The sequence below is a fragment of the Pseudomonas sp. MS646 genome (genome assembly GCF_036693845.1).
GTDB lineage: Bacteria > Pseudomonadota > Gammaproteobacteria > Pseudomonadales > Pseudomonadaceae > Aquipseudomonas > Aquipseudomonas chlororaphis_E.
This window is the reverse complement of sequence record NZ_CP144763.1, coordinates 2,829,937-2,851,419: the sequence shown is the minus strand read 5'-3', so window position 1 is coordinate 2,851,419 and position 21,483 is coordinate 2,829,937. Positions and strand designations below refer to the sequence as shown.

Here is a 21,483-nt window from a genome sequence, read left to right as displayed (position 1 = left end):
CAAATCGGCTAAAGCCTTGAAGTACAAATAAAAACGGCCTGGGTTGGACCCTGGCCGTCGAAATTGTAATAAATGATCTGTTTCAGAACACTTATTTCAGGATGCCTGGTTTCACGGCATCACTTCAGCGCGCTGAGCGCCGCGTCGTAGTTAGGCTCTTCGGCGATTTCCTTGACCAGCTCGCTGTGCAGCACGGTGTCGTTCTCGTCCAGCACGACGACGGCACGGGCGGTCAGGCCCTTGAGCGGACCATCGGCAATGGCCACGCCATAGTTCTGGATGAACTCGGCACCGCGCAGGGTCGACAGGCTCTGGACGTTGTCCAGGCCTTCGGCGCCGCAGAAACGTGCCTGGGCGAACGGCAGGTCGGCGGAGATGCACAGCACCACGGTGTTATCCAGCTCGTTGGCCTGGGCATTGAACTTGCGCACAGAGGTGGCGCAGGTCGGCGTGTCGACGCTTGGGAAAATATTCAGCACCTTGCGCTTGCCGGCGAAGCTCGCCAGGGTAACGTCGGACAGATTGCCGGCCACCAGGGAAAAGGCTGGCGCCTTGGAGCCGGCTTGGGGCAATTGGCCGTTGACTTGAACCGGGTTGCCTTTGAGCGTGACTTGAGCCATGAACGGATTCCTTCTGACAGGTTTGAAAGGTCGAGGCCGGAGTTAACCATGAAATGCCGCCATGACCTATGCCCGGACAGAAAAAGTCATGCTTCGGGCGCCGCTACTTGGCCTTGAGTTTCAGGAATGACTGGTGCATGTCATTCGCCCAGCCATCGATGACCGGTTTGACATCATCGACTTTCATCACCTGGGCGTCGTTGGCCAACGGCTTGCCCGTGCCTTTGCGCACCACCTGGGCGATCACGGCATTGCTGCCGCCGTCGAGAAACACCGCTTCGGTGCCCAGAGTGGTTTCCTGGTCACGAATACCACTGGCCGTGCTGACCGCCGCCGCCACCAGGGCAATCGGCACCACTTCATAAGGCTTCAGGCCTTGGGTCTTGCTGCCCACGGCAGTAATGGCCGCGCGCATCACCAACACCCCAGGGCCCGGGCTCTTGGCCAACGGCAGGGATCTTCCCGCTTCACGCATGAGCGCCTGGTCGTAGTAAGCCGTGATGCCGGACAAGGTGGCCTGAGGAATCCTGACGGTCGGCTGGGGCTTGGGATAAAGCTGCGTCGGCTCGATATAGATGCTGGTGTATTTGCTCGGGTCGATCGTGGGATCAATCCAGCGCATCACCTCGGCGCCCGACGGCGACTTGTCCTGCTTGAGCCGGCTGTAATCGCCCAGGAAACCGGAGTACTCGTCCGGCTGGGTGACTTGAGTGGAGCAACCCAACAAGGCGAGCGAGGCGATGCAGACGCTGCCAATCATTGACGCGAGTTTCATGCGGCCACTCCTGTCATCCACCCGGGACCGGGTTTGAGTTAAAGGTATAGACAATGCCTGGGGTTTTGCCTGTTTTATCGAAGGCGCCCGACGATGGGAGCAAACCTGCCCGCGACGCGCTCGGTCAGCCGGCATACCCGTGGACCGTGCCGACGCCTTCGCGGGCAAGCTCACTCCTACAGGCATTTGAGGTAGATGCCGATGGGGCCAGGGCTTATGTCTGAAACCAGTCCCGACGCTCATCCAGGGTATGGCGGATCAGCTCGACGAGCATTTGTATCTCTGCCGAGGCTTGGGCGTCGGCGTTGATGGCCATCCATACTTCGCGCTGCATCGGCGAGCCGAAGATGCCCGGCAAGGCCACCAGGCCGCGGTCGAAGCGGCTCATGTACTGCGGCACCAGGCCAATGCAGGCGCTGCATCGGATCATCTCCAGCATCAATTCATAGGATTGCACCTGCACCACGCCGGCCCGGCGCTGCTCCATCAGGCTGTTCCAGGGCGTGAAGCTGTCCACCTGCCGGTCCGCCAGCCATTGCACCAGCATGTAGTCGTTCAGATCCTCCAGGCGCTGCGGACGCGTCGCCGGCCGCGAATAGCGCTTGGCCATGTGTGGCACATAGTCCAGCCGCGCCAGGCGCTGCGCCGGCAACGTAGCGAAGCTGGGCCCCGGCATCGTCGCCTGGGTATCACTGAGCCACAGCACCAGGTCGGCACTGACGGCTTGCAGCGCCAGGTCGCTGTCCAGGGTGATGATCTGCAAGCGGACGCTGGCATTGCGTCGCAACAGCGAGATCAGGTCGCGCCCGAGGATGTCGTGCAGGATCGGTTCGGCCACCGCCAGGCGAATCAGCGGCTGGTCGTTCAGCGGCGGCGTCCCTTCCTGAGCCAGGGCAATCAAGCGTGCCTGCAATTGCCGGCCTTCGCGGCTGAGGGTCAGGGTGCTGCCCTGGTAACTGAACAGCGAGCGTTGCAGGCGCCCTTCCAGGTGCGCCAGTTGCTTGCGCAACCAAGTGGCCTTGACGTTGAGGCTGCGCGCCGCTTGCATGAAGCAGCCACATCGCGCACTGACCAAAAAACATTGCACCACCTGGGGCTCGATGTTCCCGGCCAAGGCAAGCCAGGGGTCAGGGGCACGCAACGGGGTGCGATAAGGGTGGATGACAGCCTGGCGTCCTGCTGGCTCGGTGAAGGTCATGGGTGACTCCCTGTCGGTTGTACGGATAAGCAGGTGCTACACAATCATTCATTTCTGGTTGAACGCGCCTCTGGCAAGAGGTAACACCCTTCGAGTCCAAGGCTAGCGGACCTCCTCCAGGACCTTGCTCAACTGCGCCCCGTCAATGCTCAAGGTCGCGGTGTCGAGCATGCCCTCCAGGTAGGCCTTGGCGATCTGTTCCTGGCGCTGGGCGCGCAGGGCCTGGGTCAACCGTTCGCGGACTTCCTCCAGGGTCGCGTCCCGGGCCGGCTGCTGCTCGGTGAGCTTGATCACATGGAACCCCGCCGCACTCTGCACCGGGTCGGAAACGGCGCCGACCTTCATCCGCGCCACCGTCTCGCGAACCGGTGGCACGAATTGCTGCAACGGCTGGTAGCCACTGTCGCCACCGCGCTCGGCACTGCCGCGCTCCTGGGAATAGCGGCTGGCCAGGGCGGCAAACTCGGCCGGCGACGCCTGGGCCTTCTTGCTCAACTCCAGCGCTTGTCGGCGCACCGCCTCCACCGTTTGCGGCTCGGTGGCGGCGAGGAATATCTGACTGACGCGGTACAGCGCCGGCGCGGTCCAGTTGGCTTTGCCGGCATCGTAGGCCTGCTTCAGCTCGTCTTCGCTGGGGTACCCGGCGGGCACCTGGCTGACCGATTGCAAGTAGTCGCGAAACACGATCTGCTCGGTCGCCGCCCGGGTCTGGCGCTCCACGTCCGGACGCTGTCGCCAGCCTTGCGCGTCGGCCTGCTCCAGCACGGCTTTTTCTGCCAGGCGCGCGCGGATCCAGCCTTCGAGCGCGGTGCGATTGCCGCGCATCTGCTGACGCACCTCGGGGGTCAGCGCTGCCAGCAGCGACTTGAGTTCGTCCGGGCTGACCTGCTGGTTGCCCAGCCGGGCCAGGCTCGGCGATTCGGACGAAACCACGCTGACGGCCTGCACCGCGGCCACCGGATCGCTGCCCGGCCGCATGCCCAGGACTACCGCCACGGCGACCAGTCCCAGGGTTGCGGCGCTGACGACAAAGGTCGGCTTGTTCACGATGCGACAGCCTCTTGCAGTGCAGCCTCGGCCGGCGACGCCGGGTCTTGCAGCCGCGCGGCGTTCTGGCTGTATTCGCGCAGGTAGACAATGAATTCCTGTAGCAGGCGGTCCCACAGTTCAAGCTGGCTGCGCAGGTGATCGGCGCTCACGCCGGCCGCCACCACCACGTCCATTTCCATCACCAGGAACTCGCCCTGCACCGACAACCGGGCAAAGCGACGCGAGGCGTTCCACAACTCCGCCAGCCCGGCCGGCAACTCACCCTGCACACGCAAGGCACAACTGAAGGTGAAATCCAGGTACTCGCCAGCGCTCGGTGTAGGGTTACCAAAACGCACGGCGTAACCGATGCCTTGGCTGGCGCTGAGCAGTTGCACGATGCCGTTCTGCTCGGTTTCGTTGACCCGGTAACCTGCCGCTTGCAACAGCTCGGTCAGGGATTTGACAGAAACCTGTTCAATCATTGCGCTCATGGTCGGTTCTTCCTTGTTCTGTGTCAGTGGGTGATCGAGGCCTGAGGCGCATCGAAACGGTTCTTATAGAGGTCATCGCCAAAACCCTGGGCCAGTTCCTCGAAACGCACCCGGGTCTTGGCGGCGAATGGCTGGCGGATCTTCATCACGTCGGCCACGTCGATGGTTTCGTAGGCGTGGAGCAGCGTCTTGGCCACGTCGTACATCTGTTGATTCTTGACCGAACATTGCTGCACTTGTGTGTCACGTTCGGTCAATTGCGCCTCCAGGCGCGCGCGCTCGGCTTCCTTGCCACGGGCCAGGGTCAACAGCTCGTCGTAGGCTTTCTTGAACTTGCCGATCTGCTCGTTGCTGGCCGCGACCTGGGCCTGCGCCTGGCTTTGCAGGCTCTGCTGGTGCCCGGCCAGTTGCTCGTTCAGGGCCTGGGCCTTGCTCAGTTGCGCGGTCAGTTGCTTGATTTGCGCCTGCGCGTCCCGGGCTTGGGTCTCGGCGGCCTGGCGCGCGGCGCTGGCCTGGGCCTGTTCGCTTTGCAGGGCCTGCAATTGCGCCGTGGTGCTGCGCAGTTGCGCGCGCAAGCGTTCCTCCAGGCCTTCGCCGTGGGCACTGCCGTTGAGCAGCAGGCCCGCCAGCAGCAACGTCACGGGCACATGGTTCATGGCTCGCCTTTTCATGAGGCCTCCCTGCGCTTAGAAGCGCGTGTTGATTTCAAGCTGCAAGACATCGATGTCGTACGGCGCGCCGTACACCGCTTCGGAACTCAACCAGCGGCCCGTGGCGAAGACGTTGCTCGCCAGGCCGTAGTTGCCGCCCAGGAAATAACCCTTGGCGTTGGTGCCGCCCAAGTGGAACGACGAATCGTTGAAGCCGTCCGGCAAGGCATCCGGCTGGATGTACTTGTAGCCGGCGAACAGGTTCCAATCGCCCTGGCGCTTGAGCTCCAGCGAATTGCCCAGGGTGAACTGCAGCATCCAGGCGTTGGCGCCGCTCTGCACTTCGCCGTCGCTGTCCAGGTTGTTGGCGAACTGCCCTGCCGAGCGTTTGCGCATCTCGCCTTCGTCGTAGCCCAGGTTGTGGACGTAGTGGGCCTGGCTGCGCAGCTTCAGGTCGGCGGGCAGGTCGGCGTCCCAGGCGAAATTCAGGTCCAGCAGGTTGAATTCCGAGGCCAGGCCGACGAACTGCGGTTGTGGCGTGGTGGCCGGGTTGAGGGGGTTGGGCGTGATGTCTCGCAGCAGGAACACGGTGTTGCCCTTCTGCATGAACGCCACGCGCGAGCCGTCGCTGTCGCAGCCAGGGTCGCCGGCCCACGGCTGGCAAGGCGAGGAGCGCTGGCCTTCGATGTCGTCGAAGCGGTAGTAGGCCATGGCGGCCTTGATCCGGTTGCTGTCGTTGATGGCCCAGTTGGCCCCCAGTTGCGCACCGTACAGCCACTTGTTGTCGCTCTCCTCCTTGTCCGAACCGTTGCTGGTACTGGTGTCGTTGGTGTACTCCACCGGGAACGCGCCGACGGTGCCGAACAGCCCCCAATCCTGGTTGAGCTTGCGATTGAAAATCGCCGCCACGCCATCGAAGTTCAGGTCGCCGGAGTACAGCAGGTCGGTGGAGAAAAACGGGTTGGCGAAACGCCCGCCGGTCACGGTCAGCTCATCCGAGGGCTTCCAGGTCAGGTAGCCCTGGTCGAGCCAGATGTCTTTCTTGCCGAAACCACCGCCCAGGGTCTGGGTGGTGGACACCGGGTTGTTGTCCGAACCGGTGCCGATGCGGATGCCAGCGGTCCACTCCGGGGCGATCACCGCCTTCATGCCCAGGCGCGCCCGCAGGCGGAACAGGTTTTCCCGGTCTTCGCGGGTGTTGAGCAACGGCGGCAGACCCGTGCTGCTGTTGGGGTTGACGTCGTACGGCCCCTTGTCGTTGAGCCGGGCGAAGTCGACGATCTGGTTGCTGTTGGTGCCTGAGTAGTAGCGCGACTCATCCCGCAGGCGAATGTCGCCATCGAAACTGATCCGCGAAACCCAGTCCGGAAAGGTGTTGGGCTGGGCCCAGTTTTCCTGTTTGGCGGTGGCCATGACTTCAGCCTTGACCTGGTCGCGGATCTGATCGCGCACGATGTTCGGCACGTACTGCACCCGTACGTCCCCCGGCGCACCGGCCGGCGCCGCAGCCACCGCCGTGGCAGCCTGGCGCGCCTGCACCGCTTCGCGCTCGGCCTGGGCGATCAGGCCGTCGGCCTGGTCCTGCTTCAACACGCCCTGCTGCACCAGCAGGCGGATCAGATTGATCGTGGCATTCTCCGAGGGCGCCGGGGCGCAGACCCCGTGCCCGGCCAGGCTCAAGACCACCAGCCCAACCGCCCACGACAATCGATTCACATTGGAAATCATCTGCACACAACTCCTGTTGGCGAACTTTGAAATAGTCGATTAACCCGGACGCCGTCCCTGCAGGGACAGGCGTACCGGCAACGTCAGGGAAGCCGGTGGCCGCTCACTCAAATGCGGGGCGGCCCGCAGCGCGGAGATCACCTGGTTGTCCACTTGCGCATTGCCGCTGGACTTGACCAGCTCGACCCGGGTGATCTCGCCCACGGCGCTGAGCCAGACGTCGGCCTGCAGCGAGAACGCCAGGCTGCGCAACTCGGGGTTCTCCCGCAGCAAGCGCTGGAAGGTGAAGGCCAGGAACTGGCTGTAGGTGCCATTGCCCAGCCGGCCACCGCCCGCGCCTGCCATGCCGCCCCCCTTGCCCGCGCCGATGTTGAAGGCGTCGTTGCCGGACTGGGCGTCGCCATCCATCTGCATCGGGTTCGCCAGGTCATCCACTGGCGAGGGCGGCGCTTCTTCCTCGGGCTTGACCTCTTCGGGTTCCGGGGTCGGTTCGGGCTCGACCACCTTTTCCTCGACCTTGGGCTCCGGTTCCTTGGGTTTTTCCGGAGGGGGCGGCGGCGGTGGCGGCAGCGGGATGATGGTCGGCACCTTCGGTGCTTCACGGCGCACACCGCTCATGTCGTTGGCCCACTGCCACAGCAGCCAGGCGGCCACGCCAGCCAGCAGCAGGCCCGCGGCCCACTTGAGCAGACGCAGCGGCGAGCGCTTCACCGGGGGCGGGTTGATGGGAAGTTTCGCGGTCATGGTCAGCCCTGGTTCGGTTTGCCGGTCACGAGGCCGACCTGGGACAGTTCCAGCCGCCGCAACAGGTCGAGCACTTCGATGACTTTCTGGTACTGCACCGTGGCGTCACCGCGCACGATGATCGGAAAGTCCGGGTTCTGGGCCTTCTCGATGCGCAAGCGCTCTTCCAGCTCGGCCAGCGTCACCGGGTAGGCGTCGAGGAACACCTGGCCGCCGTCATTCACCGAAATCGCCTTGGTCTTGGCCTCGGACAACGACACCGAAGCGCTGGCCTTCGGCAGGTTGATCTGGATGCCCGACACCTGCGCCGTGGCGGTCAGGATGAACATCACCAGCACCACCATGAGCACGTCCACCAGCGGCGTGATGTTGATGCTGTCCACTGCCGTGTCATCGTCGTCATCGTGTGAAGCATTTACGCTAGCCATCTCGATCCCCTCAGGCCGGTACGAACGATTGGGCGTGATGGTCGCGGCGATGGGCCGACTCACCGGCCTGGCCTTCACCATGCATTTCCGCCAGGCGAGTGATGAACTCGTCGACGAACACCCGCATGTCGGCGCTGACTTCCTTGTTGCGGGTGATCAGGCGGTTGTAGCCAAACAGCGCGGGGATCGCGACGAACAGGCCCATGGCGGTGGCGAGCAACGCGGCGGCCATGCCGGGGGCGATGGCGTTGATGTTCACGTCACCGGCCATCGCCGTGCCGAGGAACACCACCATGATCCCCAGCACAGTGCCGAGCAGGCCGATGTAGGGCCCGCCGGCGATGGCGTTGGACAGGGTCGAGAGCTTCGAACTCAGCAGTTGGTTTTCCCGGGTCCGCACGCCGTCCATGGAGCAACGGATCGCCTCGATGGTGGCGGCCGACACCGACGAGGTATCGGCGCCCTGCTCGCGCCGGGTGCGGATCTCCTTGACGGCCACCAGGTACAGGCGCCACAGCGAGGAATGCTGCAGGCGCTGGGCGAGGTCCTGATCGTCGGCGAACATTTCCAGGCGCGTGCCGATCCTGGCGAACTGCTCGCGAAAGGCCTGGTTGGCCGCGCTGAGACGGCTGACCATGCGATTCTTGCGGATCATGATGATCCACGACTGGAACATCATCAGCACCAGCACCGCGATGATCACCCAGGCGTCCAGCGGCACGGCGTTCAACAGGAACCCCAGGCTGCCGAAACCGAAACCGGACTGCTCTTCATCGACGCCGTAGGCCACCAGTTTCGATTCGGCGCCCTGGGCGTTCGCATCGGCCAGCAACAGCGGTGCCGGACGAGCGACCTTGGAAAGGCGTGCTTCGTCCATGGCGCCGCTGAACGGTGCGAACGCACCGGCCGTGACGTCGGCGCCCAGCGCAATCGGCGAATTGAATGCCGGCATCGCCACGGCGAGGCTCGCGCTCTCGCGGCCGTTGACGTACAGCACCACCCGGTCACCCGAGGCAGTCAAGGCCAGGTGTTGCCATTGGCCGGGGTTCAGCGGCTGGGTCGAGACCGCCCGCTGGCCATCGATCGCCACGAACGGCACGCCCTGGTTCACCCCCACCAGCAGGCTGGCGGCGCCTTCATGGCGGGCCAGGACGATCTGCTCGCCGCCGGCCTGGTCCTGGCGCAGCCAGGTGCTGAACGTGAATGCCGCGCCGGCATTGTGTTGCAGCGAGGGGCTGGCGGGCAGCAGCAGCGGCTGGCCGCCGAACTGCAAGGCACGACCGATCACGCCATCGATGCTGGTACCCGTTGCGCCCTGGGCATTGTTGCCGTAGGCGGTGGTGTCACGGGGCGGCACGCCGGTGGCGCCGTCGAAGTGGTACAGCGCGGTGTAGTCCGGGTCGAACGTCAACTGGCCGCTGCCGGTGGCCGGCGCTTTCTGGTTGCCGTAGTACATCCACAGGTCCTGGCGTTGACCGCCCTCCACGCTCGGCACATCGACCCAGATCAGCGCCATGCCCATCAACGGGTCGAAGCTTTCGATCTGGTGGTTGAGCACGGTCTTGTCGTCGGCACTGACGAAACGCAGGTCCGAGCCATCGTCCTTGACGCCGTCGAAAGTGAAGTTGCCGGTGTGCAGGCGCACCAGCAGCGCCGTGCGGCCCAGGGCCTGGGCGATGGCGGCGCCCTGGGGCGTGGTGTCCACGGTGATCTGTTTGCGGTAGTGCCAATCGTCCTGCCACCAGGCATTGGCGGTCGCCGGAAGCACCAGCCCCAGGCAGATAAACACGGATAACAATAAGCGTTGCATGGACATGACTCCTGGGTTCAAAACGTCGCTTGCAGGTTGAAATGCAGGCGCGATTCCTGTTTCGAGGTGTTCGGCCCGTCGAGCAGCGGAAAGCCCCAATCGAGGCTGCCGGACAGCCATTTGCTCAGGCTCGCCCGAGTGCCGAGGCCAACGCTGGCAAGGGCGTAGTCGGCGTCCTGGTCGGGCAACTCGTCACGCAGGTACAACTGCGCCCCCTCGGCGAAGGCGTAGAAGCGCCACTCCTGGACATAGCTGCCGAGGAACTTGGCCAGGGACGGTGTGCGCAGCTCTTGAGACAATAGGTAGCCGTCGTCGCCGGTGCGTTCGGCCGCCAGGTAACCGCGTATGGATGTGGCGCCGCCGGCAGAGAATTGCTCGTTCGAGACCAGTGGCCCGGAAGCCAATTGGAATGCCGCTTTCGATGCGCTCTGCCAATCGTTGCCGAAGGTGAAGGTGTAGTTGCCGTCGCCCTTGAGCACGGCAAAGCTGGGGCTGGCGCGGTAACGCTTGTAGTCGAAGTCTTCGTCGGAACTGCCGTAGCCCAGCAAGCTGCGCGTACCCGCCACCAGGCTCAGGCCCAGGCCCAACTGGCTGCTTTCGGTGTAGCGCAGGCCGTTATAGGCGAAGGTAAAAGGCGCGTACTTGAGCGGTGCCTTGTCGCTGGAGCCACCCAGGCTCAGCTCTTCATCGAAGTCCTTGAAATCCACGCCAACGGAGAACGTGTTGGCCCAGGTTGGACTCGACGGGAGGCTGTAGATCGCCGAAACGCCATAGGAGTGACCCTTACCCAGCACGTTGCTGCCGCCGACGGTCGCCACGTTGCTGTCGGACTGGTAGCCAGAGAACTGCACGCTCCAGCGATCGTCCAACGGCGCCGTGTAGGAGCCCGACCAGACCTTGGCGTTTGCGGTGTCCTGGGGGGCGGTGAAGAAGGTCAGCGAAACGCTGTGGCCCAGTTGCCAGAGGTTGTTGTAGCCGAGGCTGGCGACGGTGCGCAGTTTTTCTGTGTCGGCGCTGTAGTCGTTGTTCAGCCCGAGGCTGGCTTGCCAAGGGTTCTGGTCTTCGACCTGCAAGTCCACGTCCATGGTGCCGGGCCGCTGGCCTTCGCGCACCAGCGGCATCACCTGACGCCCCGGGGTCTTGTTCAAGCGCGCCAGTTCTGCCTGGACCTGGGCGAAATCGGGCACCTCGCCCTCCTTCAGGGCCGGCACGTCGTCACGGATTTCCACCGGCGAATAATGCTTGGCCCCCACCACTCGCACGCGACCGACCTTGGTTTCGCTGACTTGCAGATAGACGATGCCGTCTTCGACCTTCTGCTCGGGCAGTTCGACGAACACCGATTGATAGCCGCGCGCCTGATAGACCTTTTGCAAGGCGTCGCGAGCCCCTTCGATGTCGCTCAAGGCCTTTTGCGGGCCGAGGAAAGGGTACACCGCTTCCTCGATAGCCCGGGCATCGAGCACGGTGTTGCCGCGCACGAAGTATTCGTTCACGTCCACCCGCCGCGCCGCAGCCGCCTCGGCCTCCTGCCCGCCTTCGGCCGCGAATGCCGACGGCCCGCCGACCGCCAGTAGCAACCAGCCCCACACCGCCGGCCGCGCTTTGAAGAAATGCTCCACACCACCCCCTGAATTCAAGATACGGCTCAATTGCTGGCAGTCGATGTCGTGGCGTGCCGGGCCAGCCAGGTGTGCAGCAGCGCAAAGTTCAAGGAGAACTCCGGCATTTGCAGCAAGGCGCCACAGAACACTTCACCGATGATTTTCTCGATGAGCCTCACCGCCCGCGCATCGCCCAGCAGCGTGGCGAGGTCTTTGCTCAAGACGTTGAAACTCCAGACCTTCTGGTTCAGGTCGAGGCCGACGAACCAGCGGAACAGCAGGTTGTAATTGAGTTGTTCGTAGAGTTGCTGCTCGCTGGGCACCGAATAAAGCAGTTGCAGCAAGAGGATGTGCATGGCGGTCTGCGGCGCGATGAGCATCTCGGCATCGGCGTTGAGGCCCTGCAACACGTCGCGATGGTCGTCGAGCAGGTCGTCGATCTGCGGACGCAGCAGGACCAGCGAATGACCCTGCGGAATGTAGCTGGACACTTCCTTGAGCGCGCCCTGCCAATCATCCTGGGAAACGATCCAGACCCACGGCGCGCCGTAGCGGTACACCGAAACCGGCTGCTTGCGCGCCGCCTCGACGATTTTCGACAGCCGCTGGTCAAGCTCCTGCATGCCCACTTTCGAATAACGTTCCATAGTCCCCATCGCCCTCACTCCCGGCTTCGCGCCCCGGCTCCAAACGACCCCAGAGGGGCCCCTCGAACACGTCACACAGGCATGACGGGAATGGCGATGTGCTACCGAACTTTTGTCATGAAAGCTTCATTCTTTGGCAAATGGAGGGGGTGTGGTGGATGGCTGAGCAGGTGCTTGAAAGCGGTTCTCGGGTGCTCACACCTAAGCAACGCCAGGCCCAGGTTTTGTGAGCATCCCCTACTTATTTGTGGGAGCGGGCTTGCCCGCGAAAGCGGTCTGTCTGGGCCGGTGATGCTGGCTGGGCTGGCCCCTTCGCGGGCAAGCCCGCTCCCACAGGGGGCTTTGGCTGGCGCAGGTTTTGTGGAGATCCTGCTCGCGATTCAGTGGATCCCTCGTCTATTGATGTTGGACTTGCACCATCGAGTTCACCTGCACTCGGGCCTGCATGTGTTCCGCCCCGCCACCGCGACGCATGCCGCGTACAGGGCAGGCGTCGAGGTAGTCCAGGCCGACGGCCAGTTTCAGGTGACGGTCGGGGCGGGTCAGGCGGTTGGTGATGTCGAAGCTGTACCAGCCATCGTCCAGCCAGGCCTCGGCCCAGGCATGGCTGGCCAGGTGATGTTCATCGTCGGTGCACAGGTAGCCCGAGACATAGCGCGCCGGAATTCCCAGGCTGCGGGCGCAGGCCAGGAATGCATGGGTATGGTCCTGGCACACCCCCGCGCCACCGGCGAAGGCTTCCGCCGCCGTACTGTTCACCGCCGTGGTGCCGAGGCTGTAGGGCATTCGCGTGACCAGCCCGTCCATCAAGTCGGCCAGCGCCGCACGGTCGCGGCGCCCGGCACATTGCTCAAGGGCGAACGCACTGAGGGCCTCGTCGGCGAGCGTCAGCCGGCTGGTACGCAGGTACGGCAGCGGTGACTGGTCATCGGGTTCCTTTTCCACCGACTGATCGATTTCCACCTCGCCATAAGCGCTCAGCACCAGCGCGCCGTGGGGTTCGTCCATGGTCATCACGTGCAGGATGTTGCCGTACGGGTCGAGCTGGCTGCGCACCAGGCGCGGCAGTTCCAGGTGCCACTCCAGGATGCGCTGGCGCGGGGTGTCCCGGGGCGTCAGGCGCAGGAACTGGATGCTGGTGCAGACTTCATCGGCATAACGGTAAGTGGTGTCGTGGCGTATGGACAGTTTCATACGACCTCCAGGTAAGACTCATGAACGGTCTGGCCCAGGTGGCGCACCTGGCCAATAAGGTCGGTCAGCCATTGATGCAGGCCCGATGCGAGGATCTCGTCGATTCCCGAATAGCGCAGGCGCGCATGCAACTCCGCCGCCAGACGCTGGGCTGGCCGGCCGTTGTGGCCCGGCAGGCTGGCGAGGATCTGGTCCAGTTCCTCGATGCAGGCCAGCAACGAACGCGGGACATCGGCACGCAGCAGCAACATCTCCGATACCTGCTCGGCATTGGGCGCATTACGGTAGATCTCGTTGAACGCCTCGAACGACGACAACGCCCGCAGCAAGGCGCTCCACTGGTAGTAACCACGGGCCGAATTGTCGCTGACCTCCTCCGACTCCTCGCCGAACATTTCGTAGCGTGCATCCAGCAGGCGCAAGGTGTTGTCCGCCCGCTCGATAAAGGTGCCGAGACGAATGAAGCTGTAGGCGTCGTTGCGCATGATGGTGCCCGACGTCGCGCCGCGGAACAGGTGCGAGCGCTCCTTGACCCACTCGCAGAAATGGCTGATGCCGTAGCGGCCCAGGCCGTTGCTGGCGATGTTGCGCATTTCCAGCCAGGTGGCGTTGATGTTCTCCCACATGTCGGCGGTGATTCGTCCGCGCACCGCGTGGGCATTGGTCCGTGCGGCCCGCAGGCAACTGTAGATGCTGCCGGGATTGGTTTCGTCCAAGGCGAAGAAATGCAGCATGTGCTCGCTGTTGAGGGCGTCATAGCGCGCGTTGTAATCGTCCAGGGTGCCGGCGGCCAACAATGACATGGCCAGTTCGGCGTGCCCGTCGCCGCGCCCGGCCTGAGGCATCAGCGACAGCGAATAACTGACTTCGAGCATGCGCGCCAGGTTCTCGGCGCGCTCCAGGTAACGGGACATCCAGTAGAGGTCCGAAGCGGTTCTTGAAAGCATGTCTTAGTCCTCCACGACCCAGGTGTCTTTGGTACCGCCGCCCTGGGACGAATTCACCACCAGCGAACCTTCGCGCAGTGCCACGCGGGTCAGGCCGCCGGGCACCAGGCGGGTTTCCTTGCCCGACAGCACGAACGGACGCAAGTCGATGTGCCGGGGCGCGATCCCGCTCTCGACAAAGGTCGGGCAGGTGGACAGGCTCAGGGTCGGTTGGGCGATGTAGGCTTCGGGTCGAGCCTTGAGGCGAGCGCGGAAGTCCTCGATCTCCGCTGCCGTGGCGGCCGGCCCCACCAACATGCCGTAGCCGCCGGAACCCTGGGTTTCCTTGACCACCAGGTCCGGCAGGTTGGCCAGTACATGGGACAGGTCCTGGGGCTTGCGGCATTGCCAGGTCGGCACGTTCTTCAGGATCGGTTCTTCGGTGAGGTAGAAGCGGATCATCTCGTCGACATAGGGGTAGATCGACTTGTCGTCGGCGACGCCGGTGCCGACCGCATTCGCCAACACCACATTGCCGGCACGGTAGACGGCGATCAGCCCTGGCACCCCCAGCATCGAGTCGGGGTTGAACGACAGCGGGTCGAGGAAGGCATCGTCGAGACGGCGATAGATCACATCCACCTGCTGCGGGCCTGCCGTGGTGCGCATGTACACGTGGTCGTCGCGCACGAACAGGTCGGCGCCCTCCACCAGTTCCACGCCCATTTCCCGGGCCAGGAACGCGTGTTCGAAATAGGCGCTGTTGAAGCGGCCCGGGGTTAGCACCACGGCAGTGGGGTTGTCCAGGGGGCTGGAGCGCTTGAGGGTATCGAGCAACAGGTTCGGGTAATGATCGATGGGGGCCACGCGCTGGGCGGCGAACAGCTCGGGGAACAGGCGCATCATCATTTTGCGGTCTTCGAGCATGTAGCTCACGCCGCTGGGCGTGCGCAGGTTGTCTTCCAGCACGTAGTAACTGCCGTCACCGTCGCGCACCAGGTCGACCCCGGCGATGTGGGCGTAGATGCCCCGGTGCAGGTTCAGGCCCTGCATCGCGATCTGGTAACCCTCGTTGGCGAGCACCTGCTCGGGCGGGATGATGCCTTCCTTGAGGATGCGTTGGCCGTGATAGATGTCGGCCAGGAACATGTTCAGGGCCTGGACCCGCTGAATGCAGCCGCGTTCGACGGTCCGCCATTCGCTGGCCTTGATGCTGCGGGGGATGATGTCGAAGGGGATCAGCCGTTCGGTGCCCTGCTCATCGCCGTAGAGGGTGAAGGTGATACCGGCGCGGTGAAACAACAGGTCGGCTTCGCGCCGGCGTTGTTCGAGCAATTCGTGGGGCGTGTCCGCCAGCCAGCGTGAGAAGGCCTGGTAATGCGGGCGGCAGTCACCCTTGGCGTCATACATTTCATCAAAAAAAGCGTGGGGCATAGCCAACTCCCAGCCGCGTTCTACACGGCATTTCTTATCACTGCGTCATTCCAATGGTTCGGCCTTGCCTGGTTTTAATCAGCCCCTGTTTCTGCGAGCCCCTCTAATTGCAGCGGTCTCTGAACTGGCCTTTGCGTCTGGATGACGAGCGCCCCCTGGTTGAATCTGCGCGGTAATGGGCTCCTTGGGGTTTAGTCCTCTTGCGGTGGTTGCTGGATGAACCTTAGCAATCGCTGTGCCTAACCGGTTTTGGCGGGGAAAACCTGGGCGAATGTCCGCTAATGCGAAGGTGATTTGCGTGGTGCGGGTCGAAATCCGGCCTGCGGGGATGAAACGTTCAGCTCCTGCCGTCGGTGTGTCGCCTGGAACGGGTCGAATAGGTGCAATACGACGGGTAACCAGCGCTCGTTGCACCGAAAGAGGGACATTATTTCCAGAGGATAGTCGGCCTTTGGCCTTTTTGTGGCCGCGAAGCCTGTTGTTACAGATTGCCCCTCACCGTGCACCCTCCCCCGATCCCTCCTTTTGTCGCCCCTTGGAAACATTCTGAAAGCCACCTCTTGCGCTTACAGTATTATGGTATACCATCATACGCACAGACTTCCTTCACCCTCCTATGGAGCAGCTCATGAGTTTCGAAATTCGCAAGATCGTCAGCTATGTCGAAGAAACCTTCATCGAAGGCGGCAAAGCCACGGATAAGCCGGTGACCATGGTCGGGTTGGCGGTGGTCATGAAGAACCCGTGGCTGGGCCGTGGTTTTGTCGAAGACCTGAAGCCGGAGATCCGTGCCAACTGCTCCGACCTCGGCGCGCTGATGGTCGAGCGTCTGGTGGGCATCATCGGTGGTGCGCAAAAGATCGAAGCCTACGGCAAGGCCGCCGTGGTCGGTGCCGACGGTGAAATCGAACACGCGTCCGCCGTCATCCACACCCTGCGCTTCGGCAATCACTACCGTGAAGCGGTCAAGGCCAAGAGCTACCTGAGCTTCACCAACAAGCGCGGCGGCCCGGGCACTTCGATCCAGATTCCGATGATGCACAAGGACGACGAAGGCCTGCGCTCGCACTACATCACCCTGGAAATGCAGATCGAAGACGCCCCGCGCGCCGACGAAATCGTCGTGGTCCTGGGCTGCGCCGATGGCGGTCGCCTGCATCCGCGTATCGGTAACCGCTACATCGACCTGGAAGAACTGGCCGCCGAGAATGCGCAGTAATCCAGCCTGGGCAACCACAATAAAAAAGGCATGCAGGAGCGCTCCATGATTCGGCTCACCGCTGAACTCACCCCGGCCGGCACCAGTTACCTGGCGACCGGCCAAGGCCAGCCCGTGGTACTGATCCACGGCGTGGGCCTGAACAAAGAAATGTGGGGCGGCCAAGTCGTCGGCCTGGCCACGAAGTACCGTGTCATCGCCTACGACATGCTCGGCCATGGCGCCAGCCCGCGTCCGCAGAACGGCACGTCGTTGCTGGGCTACGCCGATCAGTTGCTGGAGCTACTCGATCACCTGCAACTGCCCCAGGCCACGGTCATCGGCTTTTCCATGGGTGGCCTGGTGGCCCGTGCGTTTGCCTTGCATTACACGCAACGCCTGCAAGGCCTGGTGGTGCTCAACAGCGTGTTCAACCGCAGTGCCGAGCAGCGCGCCGGGGTCATCGCCCGCACCGCCCAGGCCGCGGAGCACGGCCCGGACGCCAACGCCGAGGCCGCCTTGTCGCGCTGGTTCAGTCGCGAATACCAGGCAGCCAACCCGGCGCAGATCGCCGCGCTGCGCCAGACCCTGGCGCAGAACGACCCGCAAGGCTACCTGACCACCTACGAATTGTTCGCCACCCAGGACATGTACCGCGCCGACGACCTGGGCAGCATCCAGGTGCCGACGTTGATTGCCACTGGCGAACTGGACCCGGGCTCGACCCCGGAAATGGCCGAGCAACTGGCCGCGCGCATTCCCGGTGCCGACGTTGCCGTGCTCCCCGAGCAACGGCATATGATGCCGGTAGAATCGCCGCGCCTGGTCAATCAGTTGCTGCTGCAATTTCTCGACAAGGCGTACGCCCGACCCAATCCAATCAAGGGGATCGTTGCATGACTCTCGCACGCTTTTCGATGTGCATCGGCGGTGAATGGGTCGATGCCTTGTCCGGCAAGACCTTCGAAAGCCTGAACCCGGCGCTCGCGCAAGCCTGGGCCGAACTGCCCGACGCTGGCGAAGCCGATGTCGAGCGTGCCGTGCAGGCGGCGCAGACCGCCTTCGACAGCCCGGCATGGCGCGGCCTGACCGCCACCGCTCGCGGCAAGTTGCTGCGGCGCCTGGGCGACCTGATCGCCGAGAACAAAGAACAACTGGCCCAGCTGGAAAGCCGCGACAACGGTAAGTTGATCCGCGAAACCCGTGGCCAGGTCGGTTACCTGCCGGAGTTCTTCCACTACACCGCGGGCCTGGCCGACAAGCTCGAAGGCGGCACCCTGCCCCTCGACAAACCGGACCTGTTTGCCTACACCGTGCACGAAGCCATGGGCGTGGTCGCAGCGATCATCCCCTGGAACAGCCCGCTGTACCTGACCGCGATCAAGCTGGCCCCGGCGCTGGCCGCCGGCAACACCATCGTGATCAAGCCTTCCGAACACGCCTCGGCGACGATCCTGGAACTGGCCCGCCTGGCGCTGGAAGCCGGGATCCCGCCTGGCGTGGTCAACGTCGTGACCGGCTACGGCCCGAGCACCGGCGCGGCCCTGACCCGCCACCCGCTGGTGCGCAAGATTGCCTTCACCGGTGGCGCGGCCACGGCCCGTCACGTGGTGCGCAGCAGCGCCGAGAACTTCGCCAAGCTGTCCCTGGAACTGGGGGGCAAGTCGCCGAATATCATCTTCGCCGACGCCGACCTCGACAGCGCTATCAACGGGGCAATCGCGGGTATCTACGCGGCCTCGGGGCAAAGCTGCGTGTCCGGCTCGCGGCTGCTGGTGCAGGACGAGATCTACGACGAGTTCGTCTCGCGGCTGGAGGAACGCGCCAAGCGCATCCGCCTCGGCAATCCGCAGGACGACGACAGTGAAATGGGCCCGATGGCCACCGCGCAGCAACTGGCCGTGGTCGAAGGCCTGGTGGCCGATGCCATCGCCGAAGGCGCGCGCCTGCGCTTCGGTGGCAAGCGTGCGCAGCAGCTGGGTGACGGCTGGTTCTATGAGCCAACCCTGTTCGAATGCGACCGCAATTCCATGAAGATCATGCAGGAAGAAGTCTTCGGCCCGGTGGCCTCGGTCATCCGGTTCAAGGACGAAGCCGAGGCCCTGGCGATTGCCAACGACTCGCAGTTCGGCCTCGCTGCCGGCATCTGGACCCGCGACCTGGGCCGTGCCCATCGCCTGGCCCGTGACGTGCGCTCCGGGATCATCTGGGTCAACACCTACCGCGCGGTCTCGGCCATGGCGCCGATCGGCGGCTTCAAGAACAGCGGCTATGGACGCGAAAGCGGCATCGATTCGGTGCTGGCCTACACCGAGCTGAAAACGGTGTGGATCAACCTTTCCCAGGCTCCCATGCCTGACCCGTTCGTGATGCGCTAGGAGTCCTGAGAAATGATCGAACCCGGCATTTACAAAGAAGTCATGGGCTCCTTCCCATCCGGCGTCACCGTGGTCACGACCCTGGACCCGGACGGGAACATCGTCGGCATCACCGCCAGTGCGTTCAGCGCCCTGTCGATCGATCCGGCGCTGGTGCTGTTCTGCCCCAACTATGCCTCCGACACCTACCCGATCCTGCGCGACAGCAAGCAGTTCGCCATCCACCTGCTGTCCGCCGACCAGACCGCCGAAGCGTACGCGTTCGCCGGCAAGGGCAAGGACAAGGCCAACGGCATCGATTGGCACCTGAGCGACCTCGGGAACCCGATCCTGGCCAAGGCCACGGCGATCATCGAATGCGAGCTGTGGCGCGAATACGACGGCGGCGACCACGCCATCATCGTTGGCGCCGTGAAGCACCTGATCCTGCCCGAGCAGGCGGTCACGCCGATGATCTACCACAAGGGCAAGCTCGGCGCTCTGCCCGCGCTGGGTTGAACAGGCCAAGAGGGTCCTGAGCCGAACCTTGTTGTGGCGAGGGGATTTATCCCCGCTGGGGCGCGAAGCGGCCCTGAAGCTGTTGCCCCGGTGCGTCAGGTCAACTGAGCAGGCAGGTTTTGGGGCTGCTGCGCAGCCCAACGGGGATAAATCCCCTCGCCACAGGGAGCCAGAAGTGACTTTTCTATCTTTATTTCAGGAGCCGGCATGAGCCCAGCAGCCTTGCAACTGTTCCGCCAGCAGGCCTATATCGACGGCCAATGGCTCGAGGCGCCCGATGGCGCTTGCCAGGACATTTTCAACCCGGCCAATGGCGAGTTGATCGGCCGGGTGCCAAACCTGGGCGCCGCCCACGCTCGCCAGGCCATCGCCGCGGCCAACAAGGCTTGGCCAGCCTGGCGCGGGCTGACCGCCAAGGCCCGCAGCCAGGCCCTCAAGCGCTGGCACGGGCTGATGCTTGAACACGCCGACGCGCTGGCAGAAATCCTCACCCTCGAACAAGGCAAGCCGTTGGCCGAAGCCAAGGGCGAGATTCTCTACGCCGCCAGCTTCATCGAATGGTTTGCCGAAGAAGCCAAGCGCATCTACGGCGACACCATCCCCAGCCACAAGGACGATGCGCGCATTGTGGTGAGCAAGGAGCCCATCGGTGTGGTGGCCGCCATCACGCCCTGGAACTTCCCTGCTGCGATGATCACCCGCAAGGCCGGCCCGGCCCTCGCCGCGGGCTGCCCGTGCATCGTCAAGCCCGCGCCGGAGACGCCGTTCTCGGCCCTGGCGATGGCGGTCCTGGCGGAACAGGCCGGGATCCCGGCCGGTATTTTCAACGTGATCACCGGCGACGCCGTGGCCATCGGCGGCGAGCTGACCAGCAGCCCGCAGGTGCGCAAGCTCTCGTTCACCGGCTCCACGGCCATCGGCAAGTTGCTCATGGCCCAGTGCGCACCGACCCTGAAAAAGGTCTCGCTGGAGCTGGGCGGTAACGCCCCCTTCATCGTGTTTGACGACGCCGACCTGGAACGGGCCGTGGACGGTGCGCTGGTCGCCAAGTTCCGCAATGCCGGGCAGACCTGCGTTTGTGTCAATCGCTTCCTGGTCCAGGACGGCATCCACGATGCCTTCGTCGCACGCTTGTCCGAGCGGGTGGCCCAACTGACCGTCGGCAACGGCTTCGAGGCAGGCGTGACCCAGGGCCCGTTGATCAACGAACGGGCCGTCGCCAAGGTCGAGGAGCACGTGCAGGACGCCCTCGCCCACGGCGCCCGGTTGCTTTGCGGTGGCGAACGGCATGCCCTGGGCCATGGGTTCTTCCAGCCGACGGTTCTGGCCGGCGTGACCCCGCAAATGAAAGTCGCCCGGGACGAAACCTTCGGGCCCCTGGCGGCGGTTTTTCGCTTCGCCACCGAAGCGCAAGCCGTGCAGATGGCCAACGACACCGACTCCGGCCTCGCCGCCTATTGCTACACCCGCGACCTGGGCCGCGCCTGGCGCATGAGCGAGGCGCTGGAGTACGGCATGGTGGGCATCAATGAGGGCCTGATCTCCACCGAGGTCGCCCCGTTCGGCGGGATCAAGACCTCGGGCCTGGGCCGCGAAGGCTCCCGATATGGCATCGACGATTACCTGGAACTCAAATACACCCTCATGGGTGGACTCCAAGACAGTGGGAGCATGGCGCGATGAGCAACGACAAGTACGAACAGGGCCTCAGGATCCGCACCCAGGTGCTCGGCGAGGCCTACGTCAAGCGCTCCATCGAGAACGCCGACGACTTCACCCGACCGTTGCAGGAAATGGTCACCGAATACTGCTGGGGCCATGTATGGGGGCGCGAGGGCTTGTCCCTCAAGGAGCGCAGCATGATCAACCTGGCGATGATCTCGGCGCTCAATCGCCCGCACGAACTCAAGCTGCATGTGCGTGGCGCCTTGCGTAACGGCCTGAGTCGTGAGCAAATACGCGAAATTTTGCTTCAGGTCGGTATCTATTGCGGCGTTCCCGCGGCGGTAGACAGTTTCCGACTTGCCCGTGAAGCCTTTGCCGAAGCCGACGCCGAGGCCTCCAGTCAACCTTCGGCTGTTTGACCTGACCGTGCAGATGTTGCCCGTTGGGCATGGACAGCCTTACT

General features: G+C 63.9%; 21 protein-coding genes. 6 read left to right on the top strand and 15 right to left on the bottom strand.

All coding sequences use genetic code 11. The annotated features are described in order from the left end of the window. Positions 1 to 119: 119 nt before the first annotated feature. The 15 genes from tpx to V3H56_RS12535 form a co-directional block, all read right to left on the bottom strand. Positions 120 to 620: a thiol peroxidase gene (tpx, locus tag V3H56_RS12605; RefSeq protein WP_047738127.1), complete on the bottom strand. Its 501-nt coding sequence runs from the start codon at positions 618 to 620 to the stop codon at positions 120 to 122. A gap of 103 nt (positions 621 to 723) precedes the next feature. Then, positions 724 to 1,395: a DUF3313 domain-containing protein gene (locus V3H56_RS12600; protein WP_042728232.1), complete on the bottom strand. Its 672-nt coding sequence runs from the start codon at positions 1,393 to 1,395 to the stop codon at positions 724 to 726. A gap of 214 nt (positions 1,396 to 1,609) precedes the next feature. After that, complete coding sequence (locus tag V3H56_RS12595) at positions 1,610 to 2,593, bottom strand: LysR family transcriptional regulator (protein WP_042728231.1); 984 nt, start codon at positions 2,591 to 2,593, stop codon at positions 1,610 to 1,612. Between the two features lie 102 nt (positions 2,594 to 2,695). Next, entirely contained in the window at positions 2,696 to 3,640 is a 945-nt protein-coding gene (locus V3H56_RS12590) for a peptidylprolyl isomerase (protein WP_123579950.1), read from the bottom strand. Next, positions 3,637 to 4,116 carry a YbjN domain-containing protein gene (locus tag V3H56_RS12585; protein ID WP_338474700.1) on the bottom strand — a complete coding sequence of 160 codons (480 nt, stop codon included), beginning with the start codon at positions 4,114 to 4,116 and terminating at the stop codon, positions 3,637 to 3,639. Before V3H56_RS12585 ends, V3H56_RS12590 begins: the two co-directional genes overlap by 4 nt. 23 nt (positions 4,117 to 4,139) lie before the next feature. After that, positions 4,140 to 4,787 (bottom strand): hypothetical protein, encoded by a 648-nt coding sequence (locus V3H56_RS12580; protein ID WP_053144307.1) that lies wholly within the window; start codon positions 4,785 to 4,787, stop codon positions 4,140 to 4,142. A 15-nt stretch (positions 4,788 to 4,802) separates the two neighbouring features. After that, complete coding sequence (locus V3H56_RS12575) at positions 4,803 to 6,494, bottom strand: putative porin (RefSeq protein WP_338474699.1); 1,692 nt, start codon at positions 6,492 to 6,494, stop codon at positions 4,803 to 4,805. 39 nt (positions 6,495 to 6,533) lie between these two features. Next, positions 6,534 to 7,238, bottom strand: coding sequence for an energy transducer TonB (locus V3H56_RS12570; RefSeq protein ID WP_053144304.1), 705 nt, complete (start codon positions 7,236 to 7,238; stop codon positions 6,534 to 6,536). Between the two features lie 2 nt (positions 7,239 to 7,240). After that, positions 7,241 to 7,666: a biopolymer transporter ExbD gene (locus V3H56_RS12565; RefSeq protein ID WP_123579947.1), complete on the bottom strand. Its 426-nt coding sequence runs from the start codon at positions 7,664 to 7,666 to the stop codon at positions 7,241 to 7,243. A 10-nt stretch (positions 7,667 to 7,676) separates the two neighbouring features. After that, entirely contained in the window at positions 7,677 to 9,476 is a 1,800-nt protein-coding gene (locus tag V3H56_RS12560) for a DUF2341 domain-containing protein (RefSeq protein WP_338474698.1), read from the bottom strand. 17 nt (positions 9,477 to 9,493) lie between these two features. Continuing rightward, positions 9,494 to 11,098 (bottom strand): ShlB/FhaC/HecB family hemolysin secretion/activation protein, encoded by a 1,605-nt coding sequence (locus tag V3H56_RS12555; RefSeq protein ID WP_042728223.1) that lies wholly within the window; start codon positions 11,096 to 11,098, stop codon positions 9,494 to 9,496. A gap of 26 nt (positions 11,099 to 11,124) precedes the next feature. Further along, the gene (locus tag V3H56_RS12550; protein WP_338474783.1) at positions 11,125 to 11,460 is read right to left on the bottom strand and encodes a transposase; all 336 of its coding nucleotides are present in this window, start codon (positions 11,458 to 11,460) and stop codon (positions 11,125 to 11,127) included. 663 nt (positions 11,461 to 12,123) lie between these two features. After that, complete coding sequence (locus V3H56_RS12545; protein ID WP_042728221.1) at positions 12,124 to 12,921, bottom strand: transglutaminase family protein; 798 nt, start codon at positions 12,919 to 12,921, stop codon at positions 12,124 to 12,126. Beyond that, positions 12,918 to 13,868: an alpha-E domain-containing protein gene (locus V3H56_RS12540; RefSeq protein WP_042728220.1), complete on the bottom strand. Its 951-nt coding sequence runs from the start codon at positions 13,866 to 13,868 to the stop codon at positions 12,918 to 12,920. Before V3H56_RS12540 ends, V3H56_RS12545 begins: the two co-directional genes overlap by 4 nt. Before the next feature lie 3 nt (positions 13,869 to 13,871). Then, positions 13,872 to 15,281, bottom strand: a complete 1,410-nt coding sequence (locus V3H56_RS12535) for a circularly permuted type 2 ATP-grasp protein (protein ID WP_042728219.1) — start codon at positions 15,279 to 15,281, stop codon at positions 13,872 to 13,874. A gap of 628 nt (positions 15,282 to 15,909) precedes the next feature. On the opposite strand from V3H56_RS12535, the gene V3H56_RS12530 reads away from it, so the two are divergent. The 6 genes from V3H56_RS12530 to V3H56_RS12505 all read left to right on the top strand — a co-directional run bounded on the left by V3H56_RS12530 (position 15,910) and on the right by V3H56_RS12505 (position 21,439). Next, positions 15,910 to 16,500, top strand: a complete 591-nt coding sequence (locus V3H56_RS12530) for an amino acid synthesis family protein (protein ID WP_042728218.1) — start codon at positions 15,910 to 15,912, stop codon at positions 16,498 to 16,500. 45 nt (positions 16,501 to 16,545) lie between these two features. After that, entirely contained in the window at positions 16,546 to 17,379 is an 834-nt protein-coding gene (locus V3H56_RS12525) for an alpha/beta fold hydrolase (RefSeq protein WP_338474697.1), read from the top strand. Beyond that, the gene (locus V3H56_RS12520; RefSeq protein ID WP_042728216.1) at positions 17,376 to 18,857 is read left to right on the top strand and encodes an aldehyde dehydrogenase; all 1,482 of its coding nucleotides are present in this window, start codon (positions 17,376 to 17,378) and stop codon (positions 18,855 to 18,857) included. Before V3H56_RS12525 ends, V3H56_RS12520 begins: the two co-directional genes overlap by 4 nt. A 12-nt stretch (positions 18,858 to 18,869) precedes the next feature. Then, entirely contained in the window at positions 18,870 to 19,355 is a 486-nt protein-coding gene (locus V3H56_RS12515) for a flavin reductase family protein (RefSeq protein WP_042728215.1), read from the top strand. A 207-nt stretch (positions 19,356 to 19,562) separates the two neighbouring features. Then, entirely contained in the window at positions 19,563 to 21,038 is a 1,476-nt protein-coding gene (locus V3H56_RS12510) for an NAD-dependent succinate-semialdehyde dehydrogenase (RefSeq protein WP_042728214.1), read from the top strand. After that, positions 21,035 to 21,439, top strand: coding sequence for a carboxymuconolactone decarboxylase family protein (locus V3H56_RS12505; protein ID WP_042728213.1), 405 nt, complete (start codon positions 21,035 to 21,037; stop codon positions 21,437 to 21,439). Before V3H56_RS12510 ends, V3H56_RS12505 begins: the two co-directional genes overlap by 4 nt. Positions 21,440 to 21,483 lie beyond the last annotated feature (44 nt).

What these genes read in the sequence shown, in the direction of transcription:
- V3H56_RS12560 (WP_338474698.1), bottom strand. Translation starts at nt 9,476, where the DNA reads ATGCAACGCTTATTGTTATCCGTGTTTATCTGCCTGGGGCTGGTGCTT.
- V3H56_RS12525 (WP_338474697.1), top strand. Translation starts at nt 16,546, where the DNA reads ATGATTCGGCTCACCGCTGAACTCACCCCGGCCGGCACCAGTTACCTG.
- V3H56_RS12550 (WP_338474783.1), bottom strand. Translation starts at nt 11,460, where the DNA reads ATGCTCATCGCGCCGCAGACCGCCATGCACATCCTCTTGCTGCAACTG.
- V3H56_RS12510 (WP_042728214.1), top strand. Translation starts at nt 19,563, where the DNA reads ATGAGCCCAGCAGCCTTGCAACTGTTCCGCCAGCAGGCCTATATCGAC.
- V3H56_RS12530 (WP_042728218.1), top strand. Translation starts at nt 15,910, where the DNA reads ATGAGTTTCGAAATTCGCAAGATCGTCAGCTATGTCGAAGAAACCTTC.
- V3H56_RS12570 (WP_053144304.1), bottom strand. Translation starts at nt 7,238, where the DNA reads ATGACCGCGAAACTTCCCATCAACCCGCCCCCGGTGAAGCGCTCGCCG.
- V3H56_RS12545 (WP_042728221.1), bottom strand. Translation starts at nt 12,921, where the DNA reads ATGAAACTGTCCATACGCCACGACACCACTTACCGTTATGCCGATGAA.
- V3H56_RS12575 (WP_338474699.1), bottom strand. Translation starts at nt 6,494, where the DNA reads ATGATTTCCAATGTGAATCGATTGTCGTGGGCGGTTGGGCTGGTGGTC.
- V3H56_RS12520 (WP_042728216.1), top strand. Translation starts at nt 17,376, where the DNA reads ATGACTCTCGCACGCTTTTCGATGTGCATCGGCGGTGAATGGGTCGAT.
- V3H56_RS12505 (WP_042728213.1), top strand. Translation starts at nt 21,035, where the DNA reads ATGAGCAACGACAAGTACGAACAGGGCCTCAGGATCCGCACCCAGGTG.
- tpx (WP_047738127.1), bottom strand. Translation starts at nt 620, where the DNA reads ATGGCTCAAGTCACGCTCAAAGGCAACCCGGTTCAAGTCAACGGCCAA.
- V3H56_RS12540 (WP_042728220.1), bottom strand. Translation starts at nt 13,868, where the DNA reads ATGCTTTCAAGAACCGCTTCGGACCTCTACTGGATGTCCCGTTACCTG.
- V3H56_RS12535 (WP_042728219.1), bottom strand. Translation starts at nt 15,281, where the DNA reads ATGCCCCACGCTTTTTTTGATGAAATGTATGACGCCAAGGGTGACTGC.
- V3H56_RS12600 (WP_042728232.1), bottom strand. Translation starts at nt 1,395, where the DNA reads ATGAAACTCGCGTCAATGATTGGCAGCGTCTGCATCGCCTCGCTCGCC.
- V3H56_RS12580 (WP_053144307.1), bottom strand. Translation starts at nt 4,787, where the DNA reads ATGAAAAGGCGAGCCATGAACCATGTGCCCGTGACGTTGCTGCTGGCG.
- V3H56_RS12585 (WP_338474700.1), bottom strand. Translation starts at nt 4,116, where the DNA reads ATGAGCGCAATGATTGAACAGGTTTCTGTCAAATCCCTGACCGAGCTG.
- V3H56_RS12515 (WP_042728215.1), top strand. Translation starts at nt 18,870, where the DNA reads ATGATCGAACCCGGCATTTACAAAGAAGTCATGGGCTCCTTCCCATCC.
- V3H56_RS12565 (WP_123579947.1), bottom strand. Translation starts at nt 7,666, where the DNA reads ATGGCTAGCGTAAATGCTTCACACGATGACGACGATGACACGGCAGTG.
- V3H56_RS12595 (WP_042728231.1), bottom strand. Translation starts at nt 2,593, where the DNA reads ATGACCTTCACCGAGCCAGCAGGACGCCAGGCTGTCATCCACCCTTAT.